Annotated in this window: 24 protein-coding genes; 16 read left to right on the top strand and 8 right to left on the bottom strand. The window is 39.8% G+C overall.

Annotated features, from left to right (window positions below; genetic code table 11):
- The first annotated feature begins 134 nt into the window (after positions 1-134).
- The 6 genes from AC25JC_RS08240 (at position 135) to AC25JC_RS08215 (ending at position 5379) form a co-directional block, all read left to right on the top strand.
- On the top strand, positions 135-1127 hold the full coding sequence (locus AC25JC_RS08240; protein WP_486923836.1) for a patatin-like phospholipase family protein: 993 nt from the start codon (positions 135-137) through the stop codon (positions 1125-1127).
- Positions 1128-1513: 386 nt separating this feature from the next.
- Positions 1514-1690, top strand: coding sequence for a hypothetical protein (locus AC25JC_RS08235; RefSeq protein ID WP_171319286.1), 177 nt, complete (start codon positions 1514-1516; stop codon positions 1688-1690).
- A 280-nt stretch (positions 1691-1970) separates the two neighbouring features.
- Positions 1971-2492 (top strand): acyl-CoA thioesterase, encoded by a 522-nt coding sequence (locus tag AC25JC_RS08230; protein ID WP_078192241.1) that lies wholly within the window; start codon positions 1971-1973, stop codon positions 2490-2492.
- Positions 2493-2687: 195 nt separating this feature from the next.
- Positions 2688-3284, top strand: a complete 597-nt coding sequence (locus AC25JC_RS08225) for a TetR/AcrR family transcriptional regulator (protein ID WP_180114753.1) — start codon at positions 2688-2690, stop codon at positions 3282-3284.
- On the top strand, positions 3281-4486 hold the full coding sequence (locus tag AC25JC_RS08220; protein ID WP_180034495.1) for an MFS transporter: 1206 nt from the start codon (positions 3281-3283) through the stop codon (positions 4484-4486). Before AC25JC_RS08225 ends, AC25JC_RS08220 begins: the two co-directional genes overlap by 4 nt.
- The gene (locus AC25JC_RS08215; RefSeq protein WP_180034494.1) at positions 4486-5379 is read left to right on the top strand and encodes a LysR substrate-binding domain-containing protein; all 894 of its coding nucleotides are present in this window, start codon (positions 4486-4488) and stop codon (positions 5377-5379) included. The genes AC25JC_RS08220 and AC25JC_RS08215 overlap by 1 nt, the downstream gene beginning before the upstream one ends.
- 120 nt (positions 5380-5499) lie before the next feature.
- Here AC25JC_RS08215 and AC25JC_RS08210 read toward each other — a convergent pair whose 3' ends face one another.
- Positions 5500-6408 carry a DUF4349 domain-containing protein gene (locus AC25JC_RS08210; protein WP_180034493.1) on the bottom strand — a complete coding sequence of 303 codons (909 nt, stop codon included), beginning with the start codon at positions 6406-6408 and terminating at the stop codon, positions 5500-5502.
- Positions 6409-6623: 215 nt separating this feature from the next.
- Here AC25JC_RS08210 and AC25JC_RS08205 point away from each other — a divergent pair, with 215 nt between their 5' ends.
- Positions 6624-7232: a glutathione S-transferase family protein gene (locus AC25JC_RS08205; RefSeq protein ID WP_180055598.1), complete on the top strand. Its 609-nt coding sequence runs from the start codon at positions 6624-6626 to the stop codon at positions 7230-7232.
- 65 nt (positions 7233-7297) lie between these two features.
- Here the strand turns inward: AC25JC_RS08205 and AC25JC_RS08200 are convergent, their stop codons facing one another.
- A complete protein-coding gene (locus AC25JC_RS08200; RefSeq protein WP_486923835.1) occupies positions 7298-8902 on the bottom strand; it encodes a bifunctional 3-(3-hydroxy-phenyl)propionate/3-hydroxycinnamic acid hydroxylase in 1605 nt (534 codons plus the stop codon).
- Positions 8903-9245: 343 nt separating this feature from the next.
- A complete protein-coding gene (locus tag AC25JC_RS08195) occupies positions 9246-9467 on the bottom strand; it encodes a hypothetical protein (protein WP_078191424.1) in 222 nt (73 codons plus the stop codon).
- A 567-nt stretch (positions 9468-10034) separates the two neighbouring features.
- On the opposite strand from AC25JC_RS08195, the gene AC25JC_RS08190 reads away from it, so the two are divergent.
- The 4 genes from AC25JC_RS08190 (at position 10035) to AC25JC_RS08175 (ending at position 14470) form a co-directional block, all read left to right on the top strand.
- Positions 10035-11048, top strand: coding sequence for a CobW family GTP-binding protein (locus AC25JC_RS08190; RefSeq protein WP_486923834.1), 1014 nt, complete (start codon positions 10035-10037; stop codon positions 11046-11048).
- Between the two features lie 65 nt (positions 11049-11113).
- The gene (locus AC25JC_RS08185; RefSeq protein WP_168379277.1) at positions 11114-11644 is read left to right on the top strand and encodes a YaeQ family protein; all 531 of its coding nucleotides are present in this window, start codon (positions 11114-11116) and stop codon (positions 11642-11644) included.
- A 503-nt stretch (positions 11645-12147) separates the two neighbouring features.
- The gene (locus AC25JC_RS08180; RefSeq protein ID WP_078191421.1) at positions 12148-12486 is read left to right on the top strand and encodes an FKBP-type peptidyl-prolyl cis-trans isomerase; all 339 of its coding nucleotides are present in this window, start codon (positions 12148-12150) and stop codon (positions 12484-12486) included.
- A gap of 127 nt (positions 12487-12613) precedes the next feature.
- Positions 12614-14470 carry a sensor domain-containing diguanylate cyclase gene (locus AC25JC_RS08175; protein ID WP_486923833.1) on the top strand — a complete coding sequence of 619 codons (1857 nt, stop codon included), beginning with the start codon at positions 12614-12616 and terminating at the stop codon, positions 14468-14470.
- Positions 14471-14613: 143 nt separating this feature from the next.
- Here the strand turns inward: AC25JC_RS08175 and AC25JC_RS08170 are convergent, their stop codons facing one another.
- A complete protein-coding gene (locus AC25JC_RS08170) occupies positions 14614-15060 on the bottom strand; it encodes a GNAT family N-acetyltransferase (protein WP_078191420.1) in 447 nt (148 codons plus the stop codon).
- A gap of 435 nt (positions 15061-15495) precedes the next feature.
- Here AC25JC_RS08170 and AC25JC_RS08165 point away from each other — a divergent pair, with 435 nt between their 5' ends.
- On the top strand, positions 15496-15984 hold the full coding sequence (locus tag AC25JC_RS08165) for a hypothetical protein (protein ID WP_078192232.1): 489 nt from the start codon (positions 15496-15498) through the stop codon (positions 15982-15984).
- On the opposite strand, the gene AC25JC_RS08160 is transcribed toward AC25JC_RS08165, so the two are convergent.
- From AC25JC_RS08160 to AC25JC_RS08150, 3 genes are read right to left on the bottom strand one after another with little or no spacing between them, the layout of a single operon-like run.
- Positions 15966-16529 carry a TetR/AcrR family transcriptional regulator gene (locus AC25JC_RS08160; RefSeq protein WP_180162479.1) on the bottom strand — a complete coding sequence of 188 codons (564 nt, stop codon included), beginning with the start codon at positions 16527-16529 and terminating at the stop codon, positions 15966-15968. The two genes, AC25JC_RS08165 and AC25JC_RS08160, sit on opposite strands and share 19 nt — an antisense overlap.
- A gap of 50 nt (positions 16530-16579) precedes the next feature.
- The gene (locus AC25JC_RS08155; protein ID WP_486923832.1) at positions 16580-17470 is read right to left on the bottom strand and encodes an alpha/beta hydrolase family protein; all 891 of its coding nucleotides are present in this window, start codon (positions 17468-17470) and stop codon (positions 16580-16582) included.
- A 54-nt stretch (positions 17471-17524) separates the two neighbouring features.
- Entirely contained in the window at positions 17525-18310 is a 786-nt protein-coding gene (locus AC25JC_RS08150) for a crotonase/enoyl-CoA hydratase family protein (protein ID WP_249733460.1), read from the bottom strand.
- A 222-nt stretch (positions 18311-18532) separates the two neighbouring features.
- Here AC25JC_RS08150 and pnuC point away from each other — a divergent pair, with 222 nt between their 5' ends.
- The 4 genes from pnuC (at position 18533) to AC25JC_RS08130 (ending at position 20753) form a co-directional block, all read left to right on the top strand.
- Positions 18533-19123, top strand: coding sequence for a nicotinamide riboside transporter PnuC (gene pnuC, locus AC25JC_RS08145; RefSeq protein WP_486923831.1), 591 nt, complete (start codon positions 18533-18535; stop codon positions 19121-19123).
- A gap of 263 nt (positions 19124-19386) precedes the next feature.
- The gene (locus tag AC25JC_RS08140) at positions 19387-19686 is read left to right on the top strand and encodes a hypothetical protein (protein WP_180023193.1); all 300 of its coding nucleotides are present in this window, start codon (positions 19387-19389) and stop codon (positions 19684-19686) included.
- 109 nt (positions 19687-19795) lie between these two features.
- The gene (locus AC25JC_RS08135; protein ID WP_249733459.1) at positions 19796-20089 is read left to right on the top strand and encodes a hypothetical protein; all 294 of its coding nucleotides are present in this window, start codon (positions 19796-19798) and stop codon (positions 20087-20089) included.
- 166 nt (positions 20090-20255) lie between these two features.
- A complete protein-coding gene (locus AC25JC_RS08130; RefSeq protein ID WP_078192225.1) occupies positions 20256-20753 on the top strand; it encodes a DUF2505 family protein in 498 nt (165 codons plus the stop codon).
- A 407-nt stretch (positions 20754-21160) separates the two neighbouring features.
- Here the strand turns inward: AC25JC_RS08130 and AC25JC_RS08125 are convergent, their stop codons facing one another.
- Positions 21161-22459 (bottom strand): MFS transporter, encoded by a 1299-nt coding sequence (locus AC25JC_RS08125; RefSeq protein WP_486923883.1) that lies wholly within the window; start codon positions 22457-22459, stop codon positions 21161-21163.
- Positions 22460-22582: the final 123 nt, after the last annotated feature.

The raw sequence follows: 22582 nt of genomic DNA, 5'->3' as shown, positions 1-22582 counted from the left end.
TGACTTTCTAGGTTGTATGTCAATATAATGTGCATCGGTCAGAGGCATTAACGAATAATAACAGTGACGTGAATGTGGACTGATTAGACTACTTTTTCTCTTCAAATCTCGAGTTGCATTTGGAATATCTCTCAATGAAAAGCATAACTGTTTTGATGACTGCATTCGCAATCAGCCTTGTAGGTTGTCAAAGTGTGGGCTCAAAAAAGGTCAGCGCTGAAACAACATCACAAATTCGAACTTTTACAGCAGCACCTGCTCAAGTGGCGAATAACCGCATTGACTTTAAAAAAGTGAAAAAGCAGGAAATGCGTCCGATTGTTGCTTTGGTTTTAGGGAGTGGTGGGGCACGTGGTTATGCACACATTGGCGCCATTCAGATACTTGAACAGCAGGGAATACACCCAGATTTTATTGTTGGAACCAGTGCGGGTAGCATTGTGGGTTCAATCTATGCTTCAGGTAAAAGTGCCAATGAGTTAAGAGATATCGCCTTAAATATGAAAGCCAATGATGTTCGAGAAATACGTTTGGACAAAAAAGGCTTTTTTGACGGTAAAAAAGTTGAAGATTATATTAATGAGCAAGTTGATGATGTGCCTTTAGAGTTGCTAAAAACCCCAATGTATGTGGTGGCAACCGAGTTAAAGGATGGCAAAAAAGTCGTGTTCAATTATGGTAATACGGGGCAGGCTGTTCGTGCTTCGGTGTCAATTCCGAGTATGTTTATTCCAACGATTATTGAAGACAAAGAATATGTTGATGGTGGCTTGGTCAGTCCTGTTCCTGTGGACGTTGCACGCGATTTAGGGGCAGATATTATTATTGCGGTGGATATTTTGGCACGACCGATTCATACCGAAACGTCGAATGTATGGGGCTTGTTTAACCAAAATATCAACATTATGCAAAATCGTTTAGCTCAAGAAGAGCTCAAGCGAGCAGACATTGTGATTCAACCTGATTTACGTGAAAAAGCACATATATTTGATGTGAAAGGGCGTGAAGCGACGATGCTTGCAGGTGAAGAGGCAACCTTGGAAAAACTTGGAGAGATTTCTCGGGTTTATGCTGAACATCAATATAGCAAGGGACATCATATTCCTTATTTGGCAGCCAAAGACTAGGCTGATACGATTCGCAAATTTAAACGCATCCTGTTCACCTCTCAGGGTGCATTTTTATTTCAGCAAAGCATTTTAATTTTTGCTCTCAGCTTTTCCCATGCTCAATAGTATCTAGTAATCATTAATATCTTGGATGTTTATTGGTTTTAGGTCTTAATCAAAAGATTTTCCAAATATAAAAATCTTAATAATACGAAAATATACAGTTAATTATTTGAAATTAATTAAAAAAATCATATTAATTGGTTTTACGTAGATTTTAAGAGTATATGCCTATATTAGCGTTTTTATTCATGTGCTTACGTTTACCAATACTGTTGAAGTGTTTAGAATATCATCAGGTTATTAATACTTAAAACCAATAAATTTTTTAAAGGTAGCTGTAGATGAAAACGCTTGATGTAGGACAAAAAGTAAAGCTTGCGATGATGGAAGAGAGGGTATTTATTGTCACTCATGTACATGTAGATAATTCTTACACGCTAGAAAGTACCAATGATTTTGGGCAAAAAACCAGCTATGACAACGTATCTTTCGAGATGTTAAAAGTCTTAGAAGATTAAGTTTAATGCCGTGCTATGTTGAATCGATGAACAACGCGTTTTAATGAATATGTTTTAAATATAAAACACAGCATAGCTTGGATTAAAAAACTGATAGTAATCGCGATAACTACTTGTTTATCGGGTGTATATCGTTATCGATATATATTTTACTGAATGATGGTATGATCACCATAAATAATAATGATGGTTTTTTTGCCGATTTGAACATTTAATTTGGATTAAAATCTATATAATAATCACATTAATCATTGTTATATCACGAGTCTAGAGAAACAAGATGTCCCCATTAGATCAAATTGCGAATGCACTAGACGACCAGTCAGAATTATCGATGTCAGTTTTAATGACTCCTGACATGGCGAATTTTTCGGGTAATGTGCATGGTGGAACGATTCTAAAATTGTTAGACCAAGTCGCGTATGCTTGTGCAAGTCGCTATTCTGGTAGCTACGTGGTGACACTATCAGTTGATAAAGTGAATTTTAAAGAACCAATTCACGTGGGTGAGTTAGTGACTTTCCTTGCAAGTGTGAACCATGTTGGTCGTACTTCAATGGAAATTGGTATTCGTGTTGAAGCGCAGAACATTCAAAAACGTACAGTACGTCATACCAATAGTTGCTATTTCACAATGGTCGCTGTTGATGATCAAGGTAAGCCGAAACAAATTCCAGCATTGAATCTAGATAATGACTGGAAACGTTGTCGTTTCGAAGCTGCGGAACAACGTAAAGTGGCACGTTTACAGGAAAATCATCATCCTTCTTGCAGTATTTATAAAAAGTCGACACAAAGCTAATCACTTTGGTGGCTGAATATTTGAAAAGATCGCTTAGGCGATCTTTTTTTATTCTGAAATTCTTTTGGATAGTGCAATAGGGATTTGAATTCCGAGTGTGCGACTAAAGTTTATCCTTCAAAGCTCAGTTAAAGATAGTCATTCAGTCCAATACTGTTTAATATAAAACGATACGTAGCGTTTCGTTTTTAAATTATGAGTGAAACTGAAAAAACTTCTCGGCGTAAGCAATGTATCTTACAAGCGGTCACAGATGCTTTAGCGGAAAGTGATTATCGAAGCATGACCATTGAAGATATTGCGGCTCGTGCAGGCGTGGGAAAATCGACGATTTACCGTTGGTGGAAGCATAAGTCCGATCTGGTTTTCGATGCTTTTAAAGCGCACACCGCGTCGGTGTTTGAACTTGATTTATCACAAAGTTTAGAGTTCAATCTAAATCAACAATTGCTCAAACTATCACGGGCTTTAAATCAGCACGTGGGTCGAGCATTGCTCGTGGTTTTGGTGGAGCATCGTGAAGCAGCGGGTGAGTTTTTTAAACAGTATTTGTTACCTCGACGAGAAGCGACACGTGAGCTGATCCAATTGGCCATTCAACGAGGAGAAATTCGCGCAGATTATCCTTTCGAACTCATGTTGGATATGTTGTATGGCCCGATTCATTATCAGATCATTTTCTTTAATACCCAGCCAGATGAAGACTATATCAAGCGACTGGTGCAGTTGGCGCTAAACCCGATTTTTACGCAGTCCCAAGCCACGCGTAGCAGCGAGGCAATGACCTCATGACTACTCAACATCAGGCATCGCTATGGAACAAGTCTTTCGTTTTTTGTCTGTGTAATAACTTGTTTTTATTTAGCTATTACTTTGCGCTGCTGACAATATTGCCCATTTATATTATGAAAGAATTGGGTGGTTCGATTCAGCAAGCGGGTATGGCTTTAACGCTGTTTTTGGTGTCATCCATTGCGATTCGTCCATTTTCCGGCATGATCATTGAACGTTTTGGTAAAGCCAATTCTGTACGTATTTCAGGCTTTATCTTTGTCGTTTTTGCGCTGAGTTATTTGTGGATTGACAGCATGTGGTCGTTGTTGGTCATTCGTTTTTTACATGGTTTTTGGTTCAGTATATTAACCACGGTCAATGTTCCCATCGTAAATGATTACATCCCAGATCATCGAAAGGGCGAAGGCATGGGCTACTTTGTCATGTCGACCAACTTAGGCGTGGTGATCGGGCCATTTTTAGCGCTGAGTATGATTCAATTCAGCAGTTTTAGTACCTTATTTGCAGTATTAGCCTTATTGGTTGCAGTGGGCTATATTTTTACGTGGTTAGTTCAAATACAAGAACACGTACAGCATAAATCAAGTGATCAAGCGAGCCAATCCGCAGCCATCCAATGGCGTGATGTGATAGAAACACGGGTACTTGCCATCAGTTTTGTGGCATTGCTGACCGCATTTGCATATTCGAGTGTGATGAGTTTTATCACCGCTTATGCAGAGTTGAAGCATTTACTCGCTTATACCAGTATCTTTTTTATTGTCTTTGCTGTGTCGATGTTGCTCGTCCGTCCTTGGGTTGGCAAAGTCTATGATCGTAAAGGCCCGAGTGCAGTCATCTATCCATCCTTTATTTGCTTTGCCATTGGTTTGGTGGTTGTGAGTTTTCTCACGAATCAATGGGTGCTTTGGATATCGGCAGTTTTTATGGGCATCGGCTACGGTTCAGTGTTCCCATGCCTGCAAACGGTCGCGATTCAAACGGTAGAAAAAGCCCGAATAGGACATGCAATATCCACCTTTTTTGCCTTGTTTGATATTGGCCTTGCTGTCGGTTCGGTCATTATGGGTGTGCTGATTGCATACTTTGGATTTCAGGCAACCTATTTATTTTGTGCGGTGATGGTGCTGTTCACTTTGTGGATGTATCGTCTATTCGTGGCAAACCAATTTAAACGCAGTGCTTTAGGAGCTGAATAATGGAATTACGACATCTACGATATTTTGTTGCGGTTGCCGAAGAGCTAAATTTTACCAAGGCTGCGCAGCGAATGTGTACTGTGCAACCTTCTTTAAGTCAGCAAATTAAAGACCTAGAACAGGAAGTTGGGGTGCAATTATTGATGCGAACCAACCGAAAAGTTGAGCTGACTGCAGAAGGTCAGGCCTTTTTAAAAGAAGCGCGTTTGAGTTTAGAGCATGCTGAAAAAGCCATGATAGATGCACGTCAAATCGCGCAGCTCAGTAAAGAACAACTGAATATCGGCTTTGTTCCTGTGGCTGAAATGAAGGTCTTTCCTTATATCATGCCAAATATTCGAGCTCAGTTTCCTGAGTTAAAAATTCATTTTCATAGTTTAATGGATGTCGATCAGATCAGTGCAGTGCGTAAGGGAGAGATTGATATTGCCTTTACCCGTTATGTCGAAGAAAGCCCTGATATAGAATTTGTTCAGATTTTTACTGAGCCTTTGGCGCTGATTGTACCGAAAAATTCGCCTGTTGCAGAACAGCGGCATATCAGCATTAAAAACATGAATAATCAGGATTTTATTATTAGCGATGAACACTCATCACCTGAGCTATACCGAATTATTCAAGATTTCTTTAAGCAAAATAAACTGAATGTGAACTTGGTACAGCATTCGACCAATATTTTGTTAAATGTCAATTTGGTCGGTATGGGCGTGGGATGGAGTTTGGTGCCGTCTTATGTCATTCCATTGCTCGGTGATAAAATATTGGTTAAAAGTACCGTTGAACCTTTGCCGACCATTGGTTTGTATGCGAGCTATCGAAAAGATCGTAAAAATGATGCGATCGAGTTGATTTTAAAAGTATTAAAAGAGCAGTTCTATATGGGCTTTTTCTAAGCCTTTAAATATTGCCCTAAGATTTAAATGAAAAAATCCCGAATTAAGCGCTTCGGGATTTTTTTATTTATCGTATTTTTAATCAAAGACTCAATGAGACATAGTCATTGTCACTCTGATTTATTTAAACCACTTTTGTAAATAAGGTTTCATCACACGGTAGGCAATCAAACCGATAATAATAATCATATAGATTGGCCAAATCGTAATGAGAATAACCAGTAGGCTCAACACAAATTGCCAACCTTTTTGAATACCATACCACGCTCTTTGCCAGAAACTATCGCCATTTAACTGCGCAACAGCATCAAGGTTAATATCGATATGTTCACGGACAGTGGCAGGTTGAGTAAAGCCAATCACAATCGTGCTATAGCGGACACGATCTTCAACTTCTAAGCGGGTCAGTCGTGAGATTTCATTGACTTGCGCAGCTGCAACATGGTCGGGCACGACCTGTGTTTGTGACATTATTTCTTCGAGTAGTTTTAGCTCATAGCGTTTTGCCGAATATTGCTGACGGTTCAAAAAATGCATAAGGGGCAACAGTTGATTAACGAAATGTGCAGCTTTTTCAGTTGGCACACGAATGATCATTTCCGCTTGCGGATTTACTTTTTCAAAGATTTTAATTTTGCCGTCAGCAATCGGGTAGGATTGACTCTCTTGCACCACAAAGTCGATATTTTTCTGTTCAATAAAGCCGCCTAAACTTAGCGTCAGTTTTTCAATTTCTAAGGCCGTTTTAACCACATCTTTCGACTCAAAACTGACATTGGCTTCTCGTACCATTTTACGTGAGGCTTCAGCTGGGTTGACCTGCTCATTTAAAATAGTTTCAGGTTTTTGTGTTGTTGCAGGCGTGGTAGACGGCTCATTGGAAGTGCTTTCCGCTGCTTGATCTTGCTGTGTACTGACTTGAGCAGGTTGTGCATCTGCGCTGGCTTCAGTTGCCATTTCTTCGGTTTTCTTGGAACAGCCTGAAATTAAAATTACCGTAAACATGGCAATTAAATATTTATTTTTCATCGATGTAGAGCTCAATTGTTTGATTATCAGAAAGTCGGAGTAAATACTTTTTGCTTTAAATATCAATTCAAATTTAGCGTAATTATTAGTCGGGCGTATTGTATCGGAAAGTGTTTAAAGCAGGGATGAACGCAACATAATTCTACATAAAGCCGCGTATAGTAATAGACAGAACAACAAGGATGAAAATAAGGATATCTACAATGAACCCAACAATGAAACTCTACAGCAATCCACGCTCACGCAGTAATACTATTCTGCCTTTATTGAAAGAATTAGACATCGAGTCAGAAGTTGAGATTATTGAAGTGCCATATGAAGAGATGCACCAAGCGGCATATCTCAAGATTAATCCCATGGGCAAAGTTCCCTGCTTAGTCGATGGTATTGTCGTGATTAGTGAGACCGCAGCCATCTTTAGTTATTTAGCCGATAAATTCAGTGACAAAGGTTTGGCACCCGCCTTGGATGATCCCAAACGTGGTGAATATTTGAAATGGATGTTTTTCTGTCATGGTCCGCTGACTGAATACATGGACATGAAAAATGTCGGCATTAGCACAGAGTTGATGGATGAGAAACGTGGCAGTTTGAGTTTTGGTAATGAAAAAATACTTTTAGATTTTATTAAAACAGGGCTTGCGCAGGCCCAGCCATATCTGTTGGGGGATAAAATTAGCGCAGCAGATTTGTATTTAGCTTATTGGATGGTGTATGCCATTTCATTCAAAATATTGCCATATTTAGAGGAATTTAAACCTTTTATTCAGCAGATTCAGCAACGTGAATCGGTAAAAGATGTGCATTGGTTTCAGTCGGTTTAAACCGATTTGTCGTCAAAAAAAACCACGCGATGTGCGTGGTTTTTTTAATTGGGTACTAAACCCAATTAAGCATGCAATTTTGCAAACAATTGTTGGCTCACGCTGTCTAAAGTTTGTGGAATTGCAATCGCTGCAACAAAACGGTCTGGTCGAAGAATCGTAATAGATTCAGTGGTTTTACCAAACCAACCACGAATATCAGTACCAATATCACCAATCGTAATCACATTGTCGTACTTGGTGCGATTTTCATTGCTAAGCTGAACAGCAGGCAATACTTGGATAAATTTAACGCCCAATTTTTGCCATTTTTTCATGGTTGCATCTGACAGACCCCATTTCGGATCGACGCCCCAAGCAATGATTGCAAAGTCGTTACCGATGACTTCATCAAGTAGGACTTTCTCACCAGATTCAAGTTGAACATGTGGTTGAATGAACATTTTACCCACAGGTGAGTCTTTAACACCGTTATTGATCAACGCACCGTCGTTGTACTTCGGCATTGGCTTGAAGCGCATTTCCAATAGATATTGTTTGATCGGTTTGATGTAATTGAGCGCATACGCGATACCATCACGCACGAAACCTTGCCATTTTTTTGGTGGCGCAAGAACATGACCCGCCATTACAGAAAGATCAATCATCGCTTTGGCATGATCTTTACGTTCAACTTGGTATGTATCTAAAAGCGCTGGGCCAGCTTTGCCTTGTACAACCATTGCAACTTTCCACGCAAGGTTGAACGCATCACGCATACCACTGTTATAGCCTTGACCTTGCCAAACTGGCATGATGTGCGCAGCATCGCCTGCAAGTAAAATACGGTCTACACGGAATTTATCTGCAATACGGGCATTGTGGGTATAAACGCGCTGACGAATCACTTCAATACCATCGGTCGTTGGAAGTACTTTCGACAATAATTTGGCAATGTTTTCAGGTTTGCTTAATTCTTCTTGAGTCTCCCCAGGCATCACCATAAATTCGAAACGACGAATACCGTGTGGAAGTGCAGCAGATACATAAGGACGCACAGGGTCACAGCATAGGTAAATGTGTGGCGTTGCAAGTGGGTCATTATTGATGTCGATCACGATCCATTGGTTCGGTGCAGTTTTACCATCGAAGCCGATGTTGAGGGTACGACGTACCACAGAGTTACCACCATCACAAGCAATCAAATACTGCGCTTGAATTATTTCAGCTTCACCGTCTTTATTTTGAATATTGAGCGTTACACCCTTGGCATCTTGGCTAAAATCAGACAATTGACGAGAGAATAAAATATTTGTGGTTTCGTACTGTTTTAAACCTTCTAGCAGTACATTATCGACTTGTGGTTGAATAAAGGCATTACGACGTGAGAAACCAAATTCACGAGTGAGCGGTTGAATGTCTGCGAAACAACGGCCTTTAGGGGTTAAGAAACGCATCGCGTGGTTCGGTGTCGTATGCGGTAACACTTGGTCCACTAAACCTAATGATTGGATGGTACGTAATGATTCATCATCAATACCAATCGCACGTGGGTAGTCAATCAGGCTGTCTAGTTGTTCAATCACAGTGACTTTGACACCTTGCTTACTTAAGTAGTTTGCAATGGTTAAGCCGACAGGACCTGCGCCCAGAATGGCAACTTCCGTTGTGTAATTTGCTTTATTGCTCATGCGTAAACATCCAATCACTTCACATATGCCACTATTAAGTTCTAAAGCTAGGCTTTCAACAAGCTAGGCATAAGTCGAAACGATGAATCGAATTATCGTGTTTTTTGCAGGGTTTTATTTTAAGTGAATGATATATATTTATTTATATGAAAATCATCAATCATTTTGAATGATTTATCGATCATTAAAATCTATCAATCAGTGGCTTTGAGCATAAAAAAGCCGAACCATTTTTCAATGATCCGGCGACTTTAATTCATTTAGCACAACATTCTATTAGTGAGGGATAAATGTTGAGCAGCAGACTAAATGAATTTAGCGTGTGGAGTACGCTATTCGTATATTACTGAGCAGGTTGAGCTGGTGCAGAACCTTCAGCATTTGCTTCTGAAGCAGGTTGAGCAGCAGTACCTTCAGCAGCAGTTGTTTCAGTCGCTGGCTGTTCTTGAGTGCTAACCACTACTTTTTCTTGTTCAGGCGCTTCTTGTTTATCTTTGCTCGCAGCAAAACTTGTTGCAGCTGCAGCAGCTAGAGTAGAAGCAAGTAAAATTTGAGTTAATTTCATTTTGAGCATCCTTATATATTTTAGTAAGTCCTGAAAAGATCATCACGTCCATCAGGAGAGAACTCATGCTAAATCGAGAAAACCGAGTGATCAATGCGAGCAACAAAGTGAAACAGACTGGTTAACTGGATGAATACATAACCGTCCATCCTGTGTTTTAAATGTAAAAAATATCGGAATCTTCATTTAACTTTGCAAGAAAAAATGACCAAATCGGCTTCATGATTCATTCATTGTTTACATGATGATTACATCGATGTCGTAAATAAGCAGAATCCAGAAATTTCCCTAAAATCCAAATGTAAGGATTCTTTTCGATATGGCTATTTTTTTAAATATAAGAGTTAACTTTGCCAATAAAGTATGACCAGATATGTCATGCATTCATGCAAATGGAATAAACAGGCTGTTTAACAGCCAGATCATCATTCAATGCCTCGGATACTAGGCTGATCTATGCTTTAGAAAAATGAAGACAGAGAAATGAGGACTAGACTTGCGGCATTTTTTTGAAATCATTATGGTAAAGGCCATCAATCATTGGCTATTTATTTGAGTGAATCACTTTTGAAATTAGTTTCTACCCACGGTGCGATTCCTGTTCATATTATTTCTGGCTTTTTAGGTGCGGGTAAAACCACAGTTTTACAGCAGTTATTGAAGCAAAAGCCAGCGGGTGAAACTTGGGCCGTACTGATGAACGAGTTTGGACAAATCGGGGTCGATCAACAGATGTTGTCGCAAGATCAAGGTTTTGCGGTGAAGGAATTATTGGGTGGTTGTCTATGTTGTAGCAGCCAACTGCCGATGCAAATTGCGTTGTCACGGTTATTGTCAGAGGTGAAACCCGACCGACTGTTTATTGAACCGACAGGTTTGGGACATCCTGGGCAACTTTTGGAGCAATTGACCGAGCCACATTGGCATCCGCATTTAGCCATGCGGGCATTGGTAACCGTGGTTGATGGCTCACGCTTACATGATCAAGAGTGGACTTCGCAAAATCTGTATGCCGATCAACTCAAAGTGGCACAAATCGTGGTGGTGTCGCATGTCGATTGTATGAGTGAGGCCGATCAAGCTGGTTTGGAACGACTCAAACAAGCGTATTTACCGTATCAGCAGCAATGGATCAATGTTGTAAAAGGTGATTTAAAACTAACAAATATTGATCTTGCCTATGTGGGAAGTCCTCGTAAAATTCAGCCTTTATTGGCGATACAAAAGCAAACGTTGGTCGATGTGCCCACAGAAATTAAACAGTTGCCTTATCATTATGTTGAATCCGCTCAGGGCTATAGTGTCGCAGGTTGGAAACTCCCAAAACGATGGACCTTCGACTTTTTTGAGCTGTTAGATTTACTCTGTGAGCAGCAAGATTGGCTACGGATCAAAGGTATTTTTCAGACAGACCAAGGGTGGAAAACCTTTAACTTTAATCCCGATCAGTTTAATTATCAGTCGAGCGAGGAAAGTATCGATAATCGTGTCGAAATTATTTACCAAACTGATCGTGAATGGCTCGAATTTGAAGATCGCTTAATGCAGTGTCGTATCGATGCCGATAAAGCTGAGAAATAAGTAAATCAACGCAGCAAAAGCTTGCTAAATCTTATATGCTAGGCGCCAAATTTGAGGACTTTACCATGGCGCTAAAAGCTACAATTTATAAAGCAGATTTGAACATTGCCAATATGGATGTACACCAATATGGTGATTATCAATTGACGATGGCTTTGCATCCTTCTGAAACGATTGAACGTTTGATGGTGCGTGTCTTGGCATATGCACGCTATGCAGATGAAGCATTAGAATTTACCAAAGATCTTTTCGAAACAGACGAACCAGCGCTGTGGGAAAAAGATTTAACAGGTCAATTGGTGAAATGGATTGAAGTCGGTTGCCCTGACGAAGACAAAGTCAAAAAAGCCAGTGCTCGTTGCCCACAAGTCGCTGTGATTACTTATGGCTCATCAGTAGACGAATGGTATAAACGCAACAGCAAACTGAAAACATTGAAGAATGTTGAAATTTGGCAATTATCTGAAGCGAGTACAGCTGCCATTCAAGAGTTATGCGAACGAACCATGTCTTTACAATTAAACGTAATGGATGGCGAATGGACTTTGATAGGTGATAAAGCTCAAGCTGTGATTGAATGGACACAATTGCAATAAGTTTATTATTTGATTTAACTTTTCATGATGGGTGTGAGTTTAGGCTTGCATCCTTGTCGCTATAACTATTTTTCAGCTAATACAATTCTGTTAATTTAACTGTCGATTTAAAACTCAGTTGACCTAAAACCAAAATAAAAATTTAATTCGGGAAATTTTCTAGCCCCCCATTTATGTAATGCCTATGGATGAATCCTCTTTATTAACTATGTAAATAGCGTTGTTCTTACCGCATAAACGCCTTCATTCAATGAACGTTCAAAGTGTTCAAGCGTTTTGATTTTTTAGTTTCGTTTTGCTCTACATATCTTGGTGATAAAGGAATACTCCTATATTTCACGGCATTTGACCTTTGCCATGTAAATGTTTTTTGCATGCTGATCTAAATCATTGTGTTCTCAACTTTGAGTCGGTAAGTTCTAACGCATTCAAGGGCATCATGTTCAGACTGATTCTGTTTATAATAGTGCTTTATTTAGATTGCGGCATTTGAGGTTGAGAGCATGAGCACGGAATTAGAAATTATTGACTTAGTGGTAGGTGAAGGTAAAGAAGCGGTTAAAGGCGCTTTGATTACAACTCACTATACAGGCTGGTTAGAAGACGGTACAAAATTTGATTCATCACTGGATCGTGGTAATTATTTTGAAACGGTGATTGGTACTGGCCGTGTAATTAAAGGATGGGATCAGGGCATCATGGGGATGAAAGTCGGTGGTAAACGTAAGTTAATCGTGCCATCACATTTGGCTTATGGTGAACGTAAAATGGGTAATGTAATTCCTGCCAATTCAAATCTTATTTTTGAGATTGAATTGTATGATGTAAAAACTCGCGATTAATACAGCGACTGTTTTAGATCAGTGACATGGAAGTTATTGATCAATTTGATAAAATAGTAGTTGTTATTTTTGTCTTTTACCGTAGATTAGAATAATTGCTCGAGTATAAACGCAGGAATCAAAGTCGTTGTCTTTACAGTTGCCTTGCACCAGATTGTTCTGGGTTCTTACCTTTATTATTTTTATATTGGCATTCACTGTATCGACTGCTCAAGCACAGTATGAAACTGCTCCTAAATCGTTTTATTTAAAACATCAAAACGAAGTTAACCAAATCTACTTCACGGAAGACACCAGTAGCCTCTTACAAGGCAAATGGTTGTTTTATCCAAATCAATTTTTAACGTCTCCGAGTTCAGTTCTAGTCGGTCAAACGGTCTATCTGCCTGCTTCATTTAAAGATATTACAGGGGACAGTAAAGGTTTTGGGACATACACTGGGCATTTCCAAATTCCCAAACAATTTATTGGCCGACGTATCGCGGTATTGATTCCAAATCAGTACGGTGCATATCGGGTATTTTTAAATGGTGATGTGATCGTTCGTTTGGGAGAAGTTGGGCGTACTGAAGCAGAACAAAAAACGGAGAATGCGCCGCGAATTGCCTATTTTGTGGCACAAGATGAATATTTCACTTTAACCATTCAGGCTTCAAGTTTTAACAGTATGCATGGCGGGTTTGAAAACCCAATGCGTATTGGTATCGCCAAGACAGTAAACCGCCAATTCCAACAACAAATGATGAGTATCGGGATGGTGTCTGGCGCCGTCTTGGGTGTGGGATTATTTACGATCCTATTTTCAGTCTTTCGAGGTTTACGCGGTCGCAATAGCCGAAGTAATTTGGTGTTTGGCTTATTTATTGTCTTTTTAGCACTCCATAATTTATTTTCAGCACCTTATGCCTATACCACTTTTACCGATATTAATTGGTTGTGGGGCACGCGATTAGAATACTTATTTACCTATTTGGCATCGATTTTCTTTTTAAGTTATATCCACTTGCTCAGTCGTCGCTATTTATTTACCTTAAATTATCAGATCGCGATGTTGCTGTTGTCGTTGAATATTTCAGTGACTTTTGTTTCGACGCCTGAAATTTTTCAACCTTTGGCAACTTACAGTTTTGCCTATGTGATCGTTGTTCTAAGTAATTTTGCTTATGGTTTTTACCTAACACTGAAAAAGAAAGAGCCGTATTCAAAATTAAATTTAATCGCGGTTATTTTCCTGTGCATTACTTTTTTAAACGACTTTTTGCTGATGATGAATTTGATTGATTCAGTCAATTTATCGTTCATTTCAACCAGTTTGTATGCCTTGTTGATCATGTTTCAGCAATCGCACCATTATGCACAGCAGTCGATGCATACCGAGCAGTTAAATAATAGTCTGCTTGAGCTAAACAGTTCACTCGATCAGAAAGTCAAAGAGCGCACCTTACAGCTCCATGAGCTGAATAAAAAATTAGAGCTACAAATTCGTATTGATGCCTTAACGGGGGCATTCAACCGTCGTGCTTTGAATGCCGAAATTCAACGTTTATATTCAGAAGTCCGTTTTCATAGTCATCGAACATTGGTCTTTGCCATGTTAGATGTCGATTATTTTAAAAATTATAATGACCACTATGGACATCTCAAAGGCGATGAGGTGTTACAGCAGATCGTGAAAACCATGCAAAATACCCTGCCAAGTTCAGCCTATGTGGCTCGATATGGGGGAGAAGAGTTTGCCATATTGATGCATGATGTTCCGTATGCGATTGCCCAAGAGCAATTCCAATTGGTACTCGAAGCCATGCGTAATGAACAGCTTGAACATGTTAATCGGGGTGATGATAAAAATTACGTCACACTGAGTTTGGGCATGGCATGGATGGATAAGCAAAATGACTTCGACAGTATCGAAGCCTTAATGAAGCGTGCAGACCATTATTTATATATGGCTAAACAGGCAGGACGCGATCAACTTAAGCCTTGATACCTAGTTATAAACGGTGAAAACTTTGCGGTGCTATCGCTAGTATCCTTTGCCAATACTTATTTAGATTGATCTCTTTTTAAATTCACCTATCATAATCATCCTATTTGAAAATCTATCTTTTTATGAGGTTTGCCTCTCTACTAACAGAGCTGTTTGACCAATTTGAGCGGAACATCGGCAGGCTCAAAATCCTGATGTGCGACAAAGCCATATTTTTGGTAAAAGGCGAGTGCCGTATGAGTACTTTCTAGACTGATCTCGGTAATATTCTTTTTCCTGACACAGTGCATCATGTTTAACAATAATGCCTTACCAATGCCTTGGTACTGACGTTCAGGGCAGATATAGTTCAGTAAAATTTGTCCCTGATCACTGACTAAAATAAAGCCGACCACTCGATTGTCACTGACGTAGACCCAACTATCGTTATAAAGCATCCACATTAAGATATTTGATTGATTTGCCTCCTCAAGCCAAGTTTGAATCACACTTTCATTACGTTGATGGTCCTGGATACATGAACGAATGCTGTTGTGAATCACGTGAATAATTTCGGGTATATCCTGAATTTGTGCTTCGCGTATCATAATTTTTTCTTTTTATAGAAAACTCCAACAGCCTGTCATTTCAGAAGATATCGCCTTGTGCTTAAAGAGGCTTCTTGTTGCGTTTTATGTTTTTTTGCAGCCATTGCGCCGTTGGGTTGGGTTTTTATTTCAAAATTGTTGCAAAATTTACAAATGTATACTTATAAATTAATCATTAAATACGGATAAATAACCACATAAATGCATCTAACTATACTGTTTTAAAAGTAATAATAGATTTTTTAGAAATGTATACATACTCAATGATTTCAGCAGGTGTAATAGTTTGAAATAAATTAGCAAAGAAAATAGGCAGGATTTCAGCTTTAAAATAATTTTGTATGAATTTTAAACGTTATTGTGCGTTATATTAGTCCATAAAAATATTCGGTGATTAATGATGTGTATGCGCGTCATCGGCAGTAGGTTGTTATTATGGTTAATTTTCTCATTGTGATGTGTATTCTGATTGCGTTGTCTGCAGCAGGAATCGTGGTCAAAAAAATAATAAAAACAGAAAAATATCGTCAAAAATATACGCGTTACCAAGCACCAAAAAAATCGAAAAGTATCTCTTTAGCATCGAATGATGATGCTATTCGTGACGTCGATCAAGTCATTGAAGTAGATGAATATGAACAGCAACTTTTTGATGATATTGCGGAAATTTTCTTTCAACAACAATACAAATTAGATTCGCTACAGGCAGCCGAACAGTTACAAGAAGTTTTTTTACGTCGCATGCCAGTCAATTGTAAAACTCAAATTCGCCAATTAGATCTGAATGAATGGTCGATTTATTGGAGTTTTTACAATCAATCGCTCGAGTATTATTTAGGTCGATACGGTGAGTTTTATACACATGTCGACCGTTTTGGCGAAGAACATAAAATTGAATATCGCTATCAAGACTCCGCAAGTTGAAGCAAAATGCGATCTTGGACTAAATCGAGATAACTCAAATCATCGCTCATTCGAGCCATTAAAATTGCGCCTTCATAATCCGCCAAGCTGACTTTGGCAAGTTGAGCGGCGTGTTCGATGGTCATGCATCGCTTAAAAAACACTTCAAAGGCGAGTTGCCACTCCTGAAAGATGGACTGTAATTTTGCAAAAATCTCGGTAGGCAAATGTTGACGTTCCATACTTAATATCCCGACTAAACAACCTAATCCACCTTGGCTAAAAAACTGGATGGCCTGTTGATGGATGTGCGAGAAAGCCTGTTGAGGGGATTTAGTAGTTTGCTGTAATTGCTGAAAAATACTGTGTTGTAACTTTATATGCGTCAGGTTTAAAATTTCCATCAGTAAAGCGTCTTTATTCGGATAGTCATAATAAAACGCAGCTTTTGAGAGTCCACAGGCTTTAGCCAATTTCCCCATGCTACAGCCCATATAACCATAGCGTTTAAAGGCGTGTGCTGACTGTAGTAATAGATGTTCTGAGGTATTTTTCCGTGGACGCATGTATCTCTCTATCCGAATAAATCAATGTGATGTGTATGGAGTAAATTGCTCTAGGCAACTAACAGTTCGTCAAACCGTCCGATCACTTCCTGCCATAAGAGTTCAGCACCTTTGCGGAAATAACCCATATGACCAATCTGTTTTAGACCATAATCTTCCGCTTCAATATTGATATAGTGCATTAACGCTTGCGCATAATGTTGCATAAAAGCATGTCGTGAATTGGGTAATGCCCAGTCATCATCAAGTGCAGCGACCGCATAAATCGGCGTTTGAACTGCAGCATATTGTTGAGATAGCTCACTCAGCTCAGGGCCGGCAAAGAAATAGGTTGGGTTTTTACACCAACGGCGCCATTGTTTATAGACATCGACAGGAAGGTCAGCGCCCATATTGAGTTTGCTCCAAGGCAAATACCCTTTGATGGCAACCATCGGCGGAAAAACGATATTCCACATAACATGAACTTTCATTTTTTCTTTAAAGGGCATATAGCCATGCCAACCTGCGCCAGTGCCAAAACAATACATGGCACGTATCTGATCATGATTTGGGGTGAGGCCTAGGGCTTGGCCGCCATAGGAGTGTCCCACTAGAAAAGTTTGCAAGCAGTGTTTTTGCATATAAGCTATGGCACCAGAAAGGTCATAACGTCCCCAGTCGAGGTAGGACATTTTAAAGCCTTTGAGTTTTGGAGGAGCAGAACGTCCTATACCACGATAATCAAAAGTCAGTACTTGATAACCGAGTCCTGCGGCATACTCGGCAAAACGACGGTAAAATTGTTGAGGTACACCTGTCGCACTTGAAATAATAATATTGGCTTTAGCAGCAGAATTAGGCCGATATTCAACGCCTGAAAGCGTATAGCAATCGGTTGCTGGGAAACTCACGGGTGTACTGTGTATTTCTTGCGTTGTTTGTTCTAAATCCGTTGGCATAATTTTTCTCTGAATAGGCAGGACGGAAAGGGTTTACTCAGTTTAAATAAAGGCTTACTTGCCCTGAAAATTGGCTGCACGACGTTGTAGCATGGCCATCACACCTTCTTGTACATCTTGTGTTTTTAGTAATGGTTGTAAGTGCTGATCCAATTGAGCAAAGGCAGCATCGGCTCCCAAATGCACCCCTTGCTGTGCTGCAGCGAGTGTTGCCTGAACCGCCAGTGGTGCAGCCTGTGCAATTTGTTCAGCAAGTTCAATGGCACGAGATAAGGGCGCTTGGTCGGTGATTTCAGTCACCAAGTTCATGTCATATGCCGTTTGCGCATTGAAACGTTCACCTGTGAGTAAATAGCGTATGGCTTTATTCCAACCCGCTGCTTGCACAAAGCGAACTGTTGCACCACCAAAAGGAAGAATGCCACGTTGCACTTCCATTTGAGCAAACTCGGTCTGACGCTGTGCGATCACGATATCGGCATTCAGCATGAGTTCAATACCCGCTGTAAAACAGAACCCTTGTACCGCGACCACAACTGGTTTTTTCCGTTGTCGTGAGTTGGTTCCCCACGGATTAATTTGCTGATCAGGAAAATTAAACAGTCCACTGCCGAGTTTGGGTTGTAGTTCGACCAGATCTAGACCTGCAGTAAAATGATCACCATGTGCAAAAATCACTGCACAGCGTAAATTTGGATCATCTTCATATTCAGTGAGCGCCAGTGAAAGGTCATGAATTAAATGACTGTCAAACGCATTTCGTTTATCTGCACGGTCCAAACCGATTAAATAAAGATGACCACGGATTTCTCGACTTACACGACCTTGTTGTTCTGACATTTTAATGATTCCTTCTGATTATTCTTTATGCATAGCTAAGTTTTTAAACGATTGTTAGAAAACTGTCAAAACTGATGCGTTCAAAACATCAAAATCATCGTCTGGTGGATGAGTGGTTTGATTTAAAATTTACAGAGTTGATATGAAATAGTGCAGGATATAGCTTGCCTTTAGGCTGAATTTTTCCATAATAGCTGCAGCTTTTTTAAGGCCCAATCAACCATGTCGAACTTAGAAATATTTGCAGTCATTATTAGCTTAATCGGGGTGACTTTAACCATTAAGCGGAATATGTGGTGTTGGTGGTTTAACTTTGCAGCTTTTTTGCTGTATGCCTACCTGTTTTATACCTACAAACTTTATGGCGAAACTATTTTGCAGTTTTTCTTTGTAGTGGTGAACTTCTATGGTTTCTATCATTGGTTGAAGGGCAAACAACAAGATCATGACATTCGTATTGAACCGATTGCGACCAAAATTGTGATCTTTCAAATGCTTTTAGCTGCGGCGGGCGGTTTGATTTTTGGTTTAAGCCTGCACTATTTTACCGATGCAGCTGTGCCGATTTTGGATGCACAATTGGCCGCGTTTAGCTTACTCGCAACGTATTGGACCAGCCGGAAACATATTGCTACTTGGGTGCTTTGGGTATTTGTCGATATTATCTATGTGGGTATGTTTATATACAAAGACCTGTATCTCACTGCGGCGTTGTATGCAGGTTTTGTGGGCTTGGCGGCATTTGGTTGGTGGCAATGGACACAAGTCAAAAATAAACAGCAGCAACAGGCGATGAAAGCTTTATCCATTTAGCCCACAGATGTTTTTTTCATTCCCAATTTGACAATTTATAAAAATATATTTACTTTGTAACCATAAAGGGCATTTCATAATCGGGCTTCACCCCGATGAGAAGTGCCTTTTTTATGCCTTAAGAAATGTGGCGGTGTTCATTTGAGTCTAAGACATGTCATAAAATCCTCTGTGAATTTATAAGCAAAATTGGGTGTCTGCGAAGCTTGATTTTAATAGCCGATGATCCGATCCCGATGAATAAGTAAAGAGCGTGCAGAGTCATGATTATCGACTTTCAACTTGAGCAGCAACTGCGTTTTGACCGACAAGCTACGGTTCTACTGCAGCAAAAGGCGAGCTTTTTTCAGTTTGAGCAAATAGCAGATGTGTATAACGCTGAATGGCTCAAGGCATTTCCACAAGGGACGCAATGTAGCATCAGCGGTTTGGATGATGGTGCAGATGAATACGGCATCCAAATCAGTTATAAACACCAAAGCATCTTGATCGATTATTCACAACCGATCAAATTGGTACACCGTGATCGGGATGGTGTAGTGCATAGCATGCTGTTAAATTAACAACTTAAATTAAACTGAGATTTATAAAAGCAGTACCACAAAGATTTGTTATAGAAATATAAAAATAAGCGCAAGAAGAAATGAAAAGATATGGGAAGCTATTAAAGCAATGACGCAACTTGATCCCAAAGATTCAACATTTGAAATTTTTAATCAGCTATGTTTTGAACTGTTTCATCATTATGGCTCGCACTTCAAGTCTTTTGAACCTAGCGCTTTAATACATGCAAAACCAATGCAACAGCTTCCTGAACAAGCCAGCTTTGATATTGTAAGCCTCGAGTTTGGTCATTGGTACGCAAAGTTGTCCTATGCAGGGATGTATTTAAAAATTGATGCGGGCTGGGAATTTCAGCTCGAGTTGAAAAATCAGCATGGGCAAATATTTCAAAAAAGCCTTTAAGGCAGAGTCCCTCTGAGTTGCAGTATGGCAATTCTGTTTTTCTAGCTTGGTTTCAGGTCAATGACAGCCACAGCGCTTTCCGATTTAATCCAAAGCACAGTTTTAGCAACTGTAGACTGGGCGAAATAAAACAATAAAACCAATATTGACCTGAAGGATTACGAGAATGGCACATCAATTTACCGTCAATGCCACAATTCATGGCGTTTCACTTGAAGATTTTAAACGACTAGCCGCAGATATCAGCTTGCATGAAGCGGTGTGCAAACGCATACCGGGTGAAAATCTAGAAATTTTAGAATCAAAAAAAACAGGTGATATGTATACCTTAAAACGTGCCTATAACTTGGATGTAAATATTCCAGATATTGCCAAGAAGTTTTTAAAAGATGCGTTTCGTCTGAAACGTACGGATATTAGTAATTTGGCGGCATTAACCTCTGACGTCAAACTAGATCCCAACCTACCGCTCGAAGCCAGTTGTAAACGAAGTGTCAGTGGTGATGCAACACAAGTGAGTTTCAATTTGGACTGGACGGTGAAAGTCAAAGTTCCACTGATTGGTGGATTACTTGAAAAACATGCAGAAGGTGAAATTCGTCGTTTTAGTCAGCTTGAGATTGAAATTGTAGAAGATGAATTGCGTAAAAATTTAAAAGCCTGAATTGATTTGAAAGCAAGTTAAAAAAAGCGGTCATTGACCGCTTTTTTTAGTGAGTGATGTTACGCACGTAAAAGTAATTTCACAATTTTTAAATGATATTTAAGTCTATTCGACGGGGTCTTACATCTATGGATTGAATAAAGGGATTAGCCTTCGGCTGGAGGTACTCTTACGAAACAATGTTTCTCATTAGGCAAAATGAGAAGCAAAGCTTCGCAAGGAAACCATCTTGCGGTGCAATGCACCTCACCGACAAAACTCGTTCACTAGCGTCAAATTTTTCAAAGTATTGCAAAAACAATTTTGATTAAAAGTAGTCCTGTCTCAAACACTTGCGGATGACCTTAGCGCGTATCGTTCATTTATTTGAATCAAATTGCGCTGCTGATGTTACTTCGTAACATCAGTTAGCGAGATATTTTTTCAAAACGTTGACGATAAAGCATCGCAGTAAAGAAGGTCACCAAACAGACGCTCCATATATAATACATGGCGCCAATGTTGCTGTATAAACTCAACCATTGAACCAATGGCAAGGTGATACCACCCGCGATGGCATAGGCCAAATTGTATGAAAATGAAATGCCCGAGAAACGAATCTGTGCAGGGAACATTTTCACCATACTATAAGAAACCATACCAACCGTGCCTGATGCCAAACCGAGCAGCATATAGAGCGCAAACACGGTCGATGCTGCCACATGGCCCAAGCTGTTATAGAACACGCCCGCAATTATCGCGACAAGGAGGGAACCGAACAGCATCACTTTGCCCGCACCGAAGCGATCTGCCAAAAGACCTGCCAAGATACAACCGACCATTTGCATCACAATAGCGGCACTTTGCATTTTAAAGGCATCGACCCGTTCAAAACCAAAGGCGCCCGTGAGTAGATTTGGCATCGCTAAAATCAGCACAACAACACAGCCTGTTAAGAACCATGTAAACAGCATACCAACCACAACGCCTGTTTTGTGCTGTTGCAGCACTTGTTTCACAGGAAGCTCTTTAGCCAATTGTTTCTTTTCTTGCATGGCTTTAAATACAGGCGTTTCTTTTAAATAACTGCGGAGATAGAGCGCAATAAAACCAAAGATCCCGCCTAAAATAAATGGAATCCGCCATGCCCAATCATGGATTTCTGACTCTGTAAATTGTAATGAAATAAACAAAGACATCAGTGCGCCCAATAGGATACCTAAAGATAAGCCAGCAGTGAGTAAGCCATTGGCGATACCAATTTTTTGCTCAGGCACATGCTCTGAAACAAAAGTCCATGCAGCAGGGATTTCACCACCAATCGCGATGCCTTGAATCACACGCATCAGTAGGAGCAAAAGTGGTGCTGCATAACCAATACTTTCAAAAGTCGGCATCACACCGATCATCAGTGTAGGCAGAGCCATGAGTAAAATAGACAAACTAAATAAACGCTTACGACCAATCAAATCGCCAAAATGCGCCATCACCACACCACCCAATGGGCGGAAAAAATATCCTGCGGCAAAAATACCGTAGGTATTTAGCATCGCCCAAAATGGACTGAGTCCAGTGGGGAAAAACAGTTCCGAAATAATTTTGGCGTAAAATACATAAATAACGAAGTCATAAAACTCGAGAGCTCCACCGAGTGATGACAGTCCGAGGGTACGTTTATCTTGACGAGTCAGGCGTGGCTGAGCTTCCATGCAAATATTTTCCAGCAGCAAATAGCATTTGAGGATTTTAGTGATTCAAATTTTTATTGAATAATCAAACTTTGTTGCATTATTAAAAACTTATAGTTATGAAAATATCATTAATTAAGAACAAAATAATATAGATAAAGT

This window comes from Acinetobacter sp. P37 (assembly GCF_057480965.1).
This window is presented reverse-complemented; position numbering and strand designations above follow the sequence as displayed.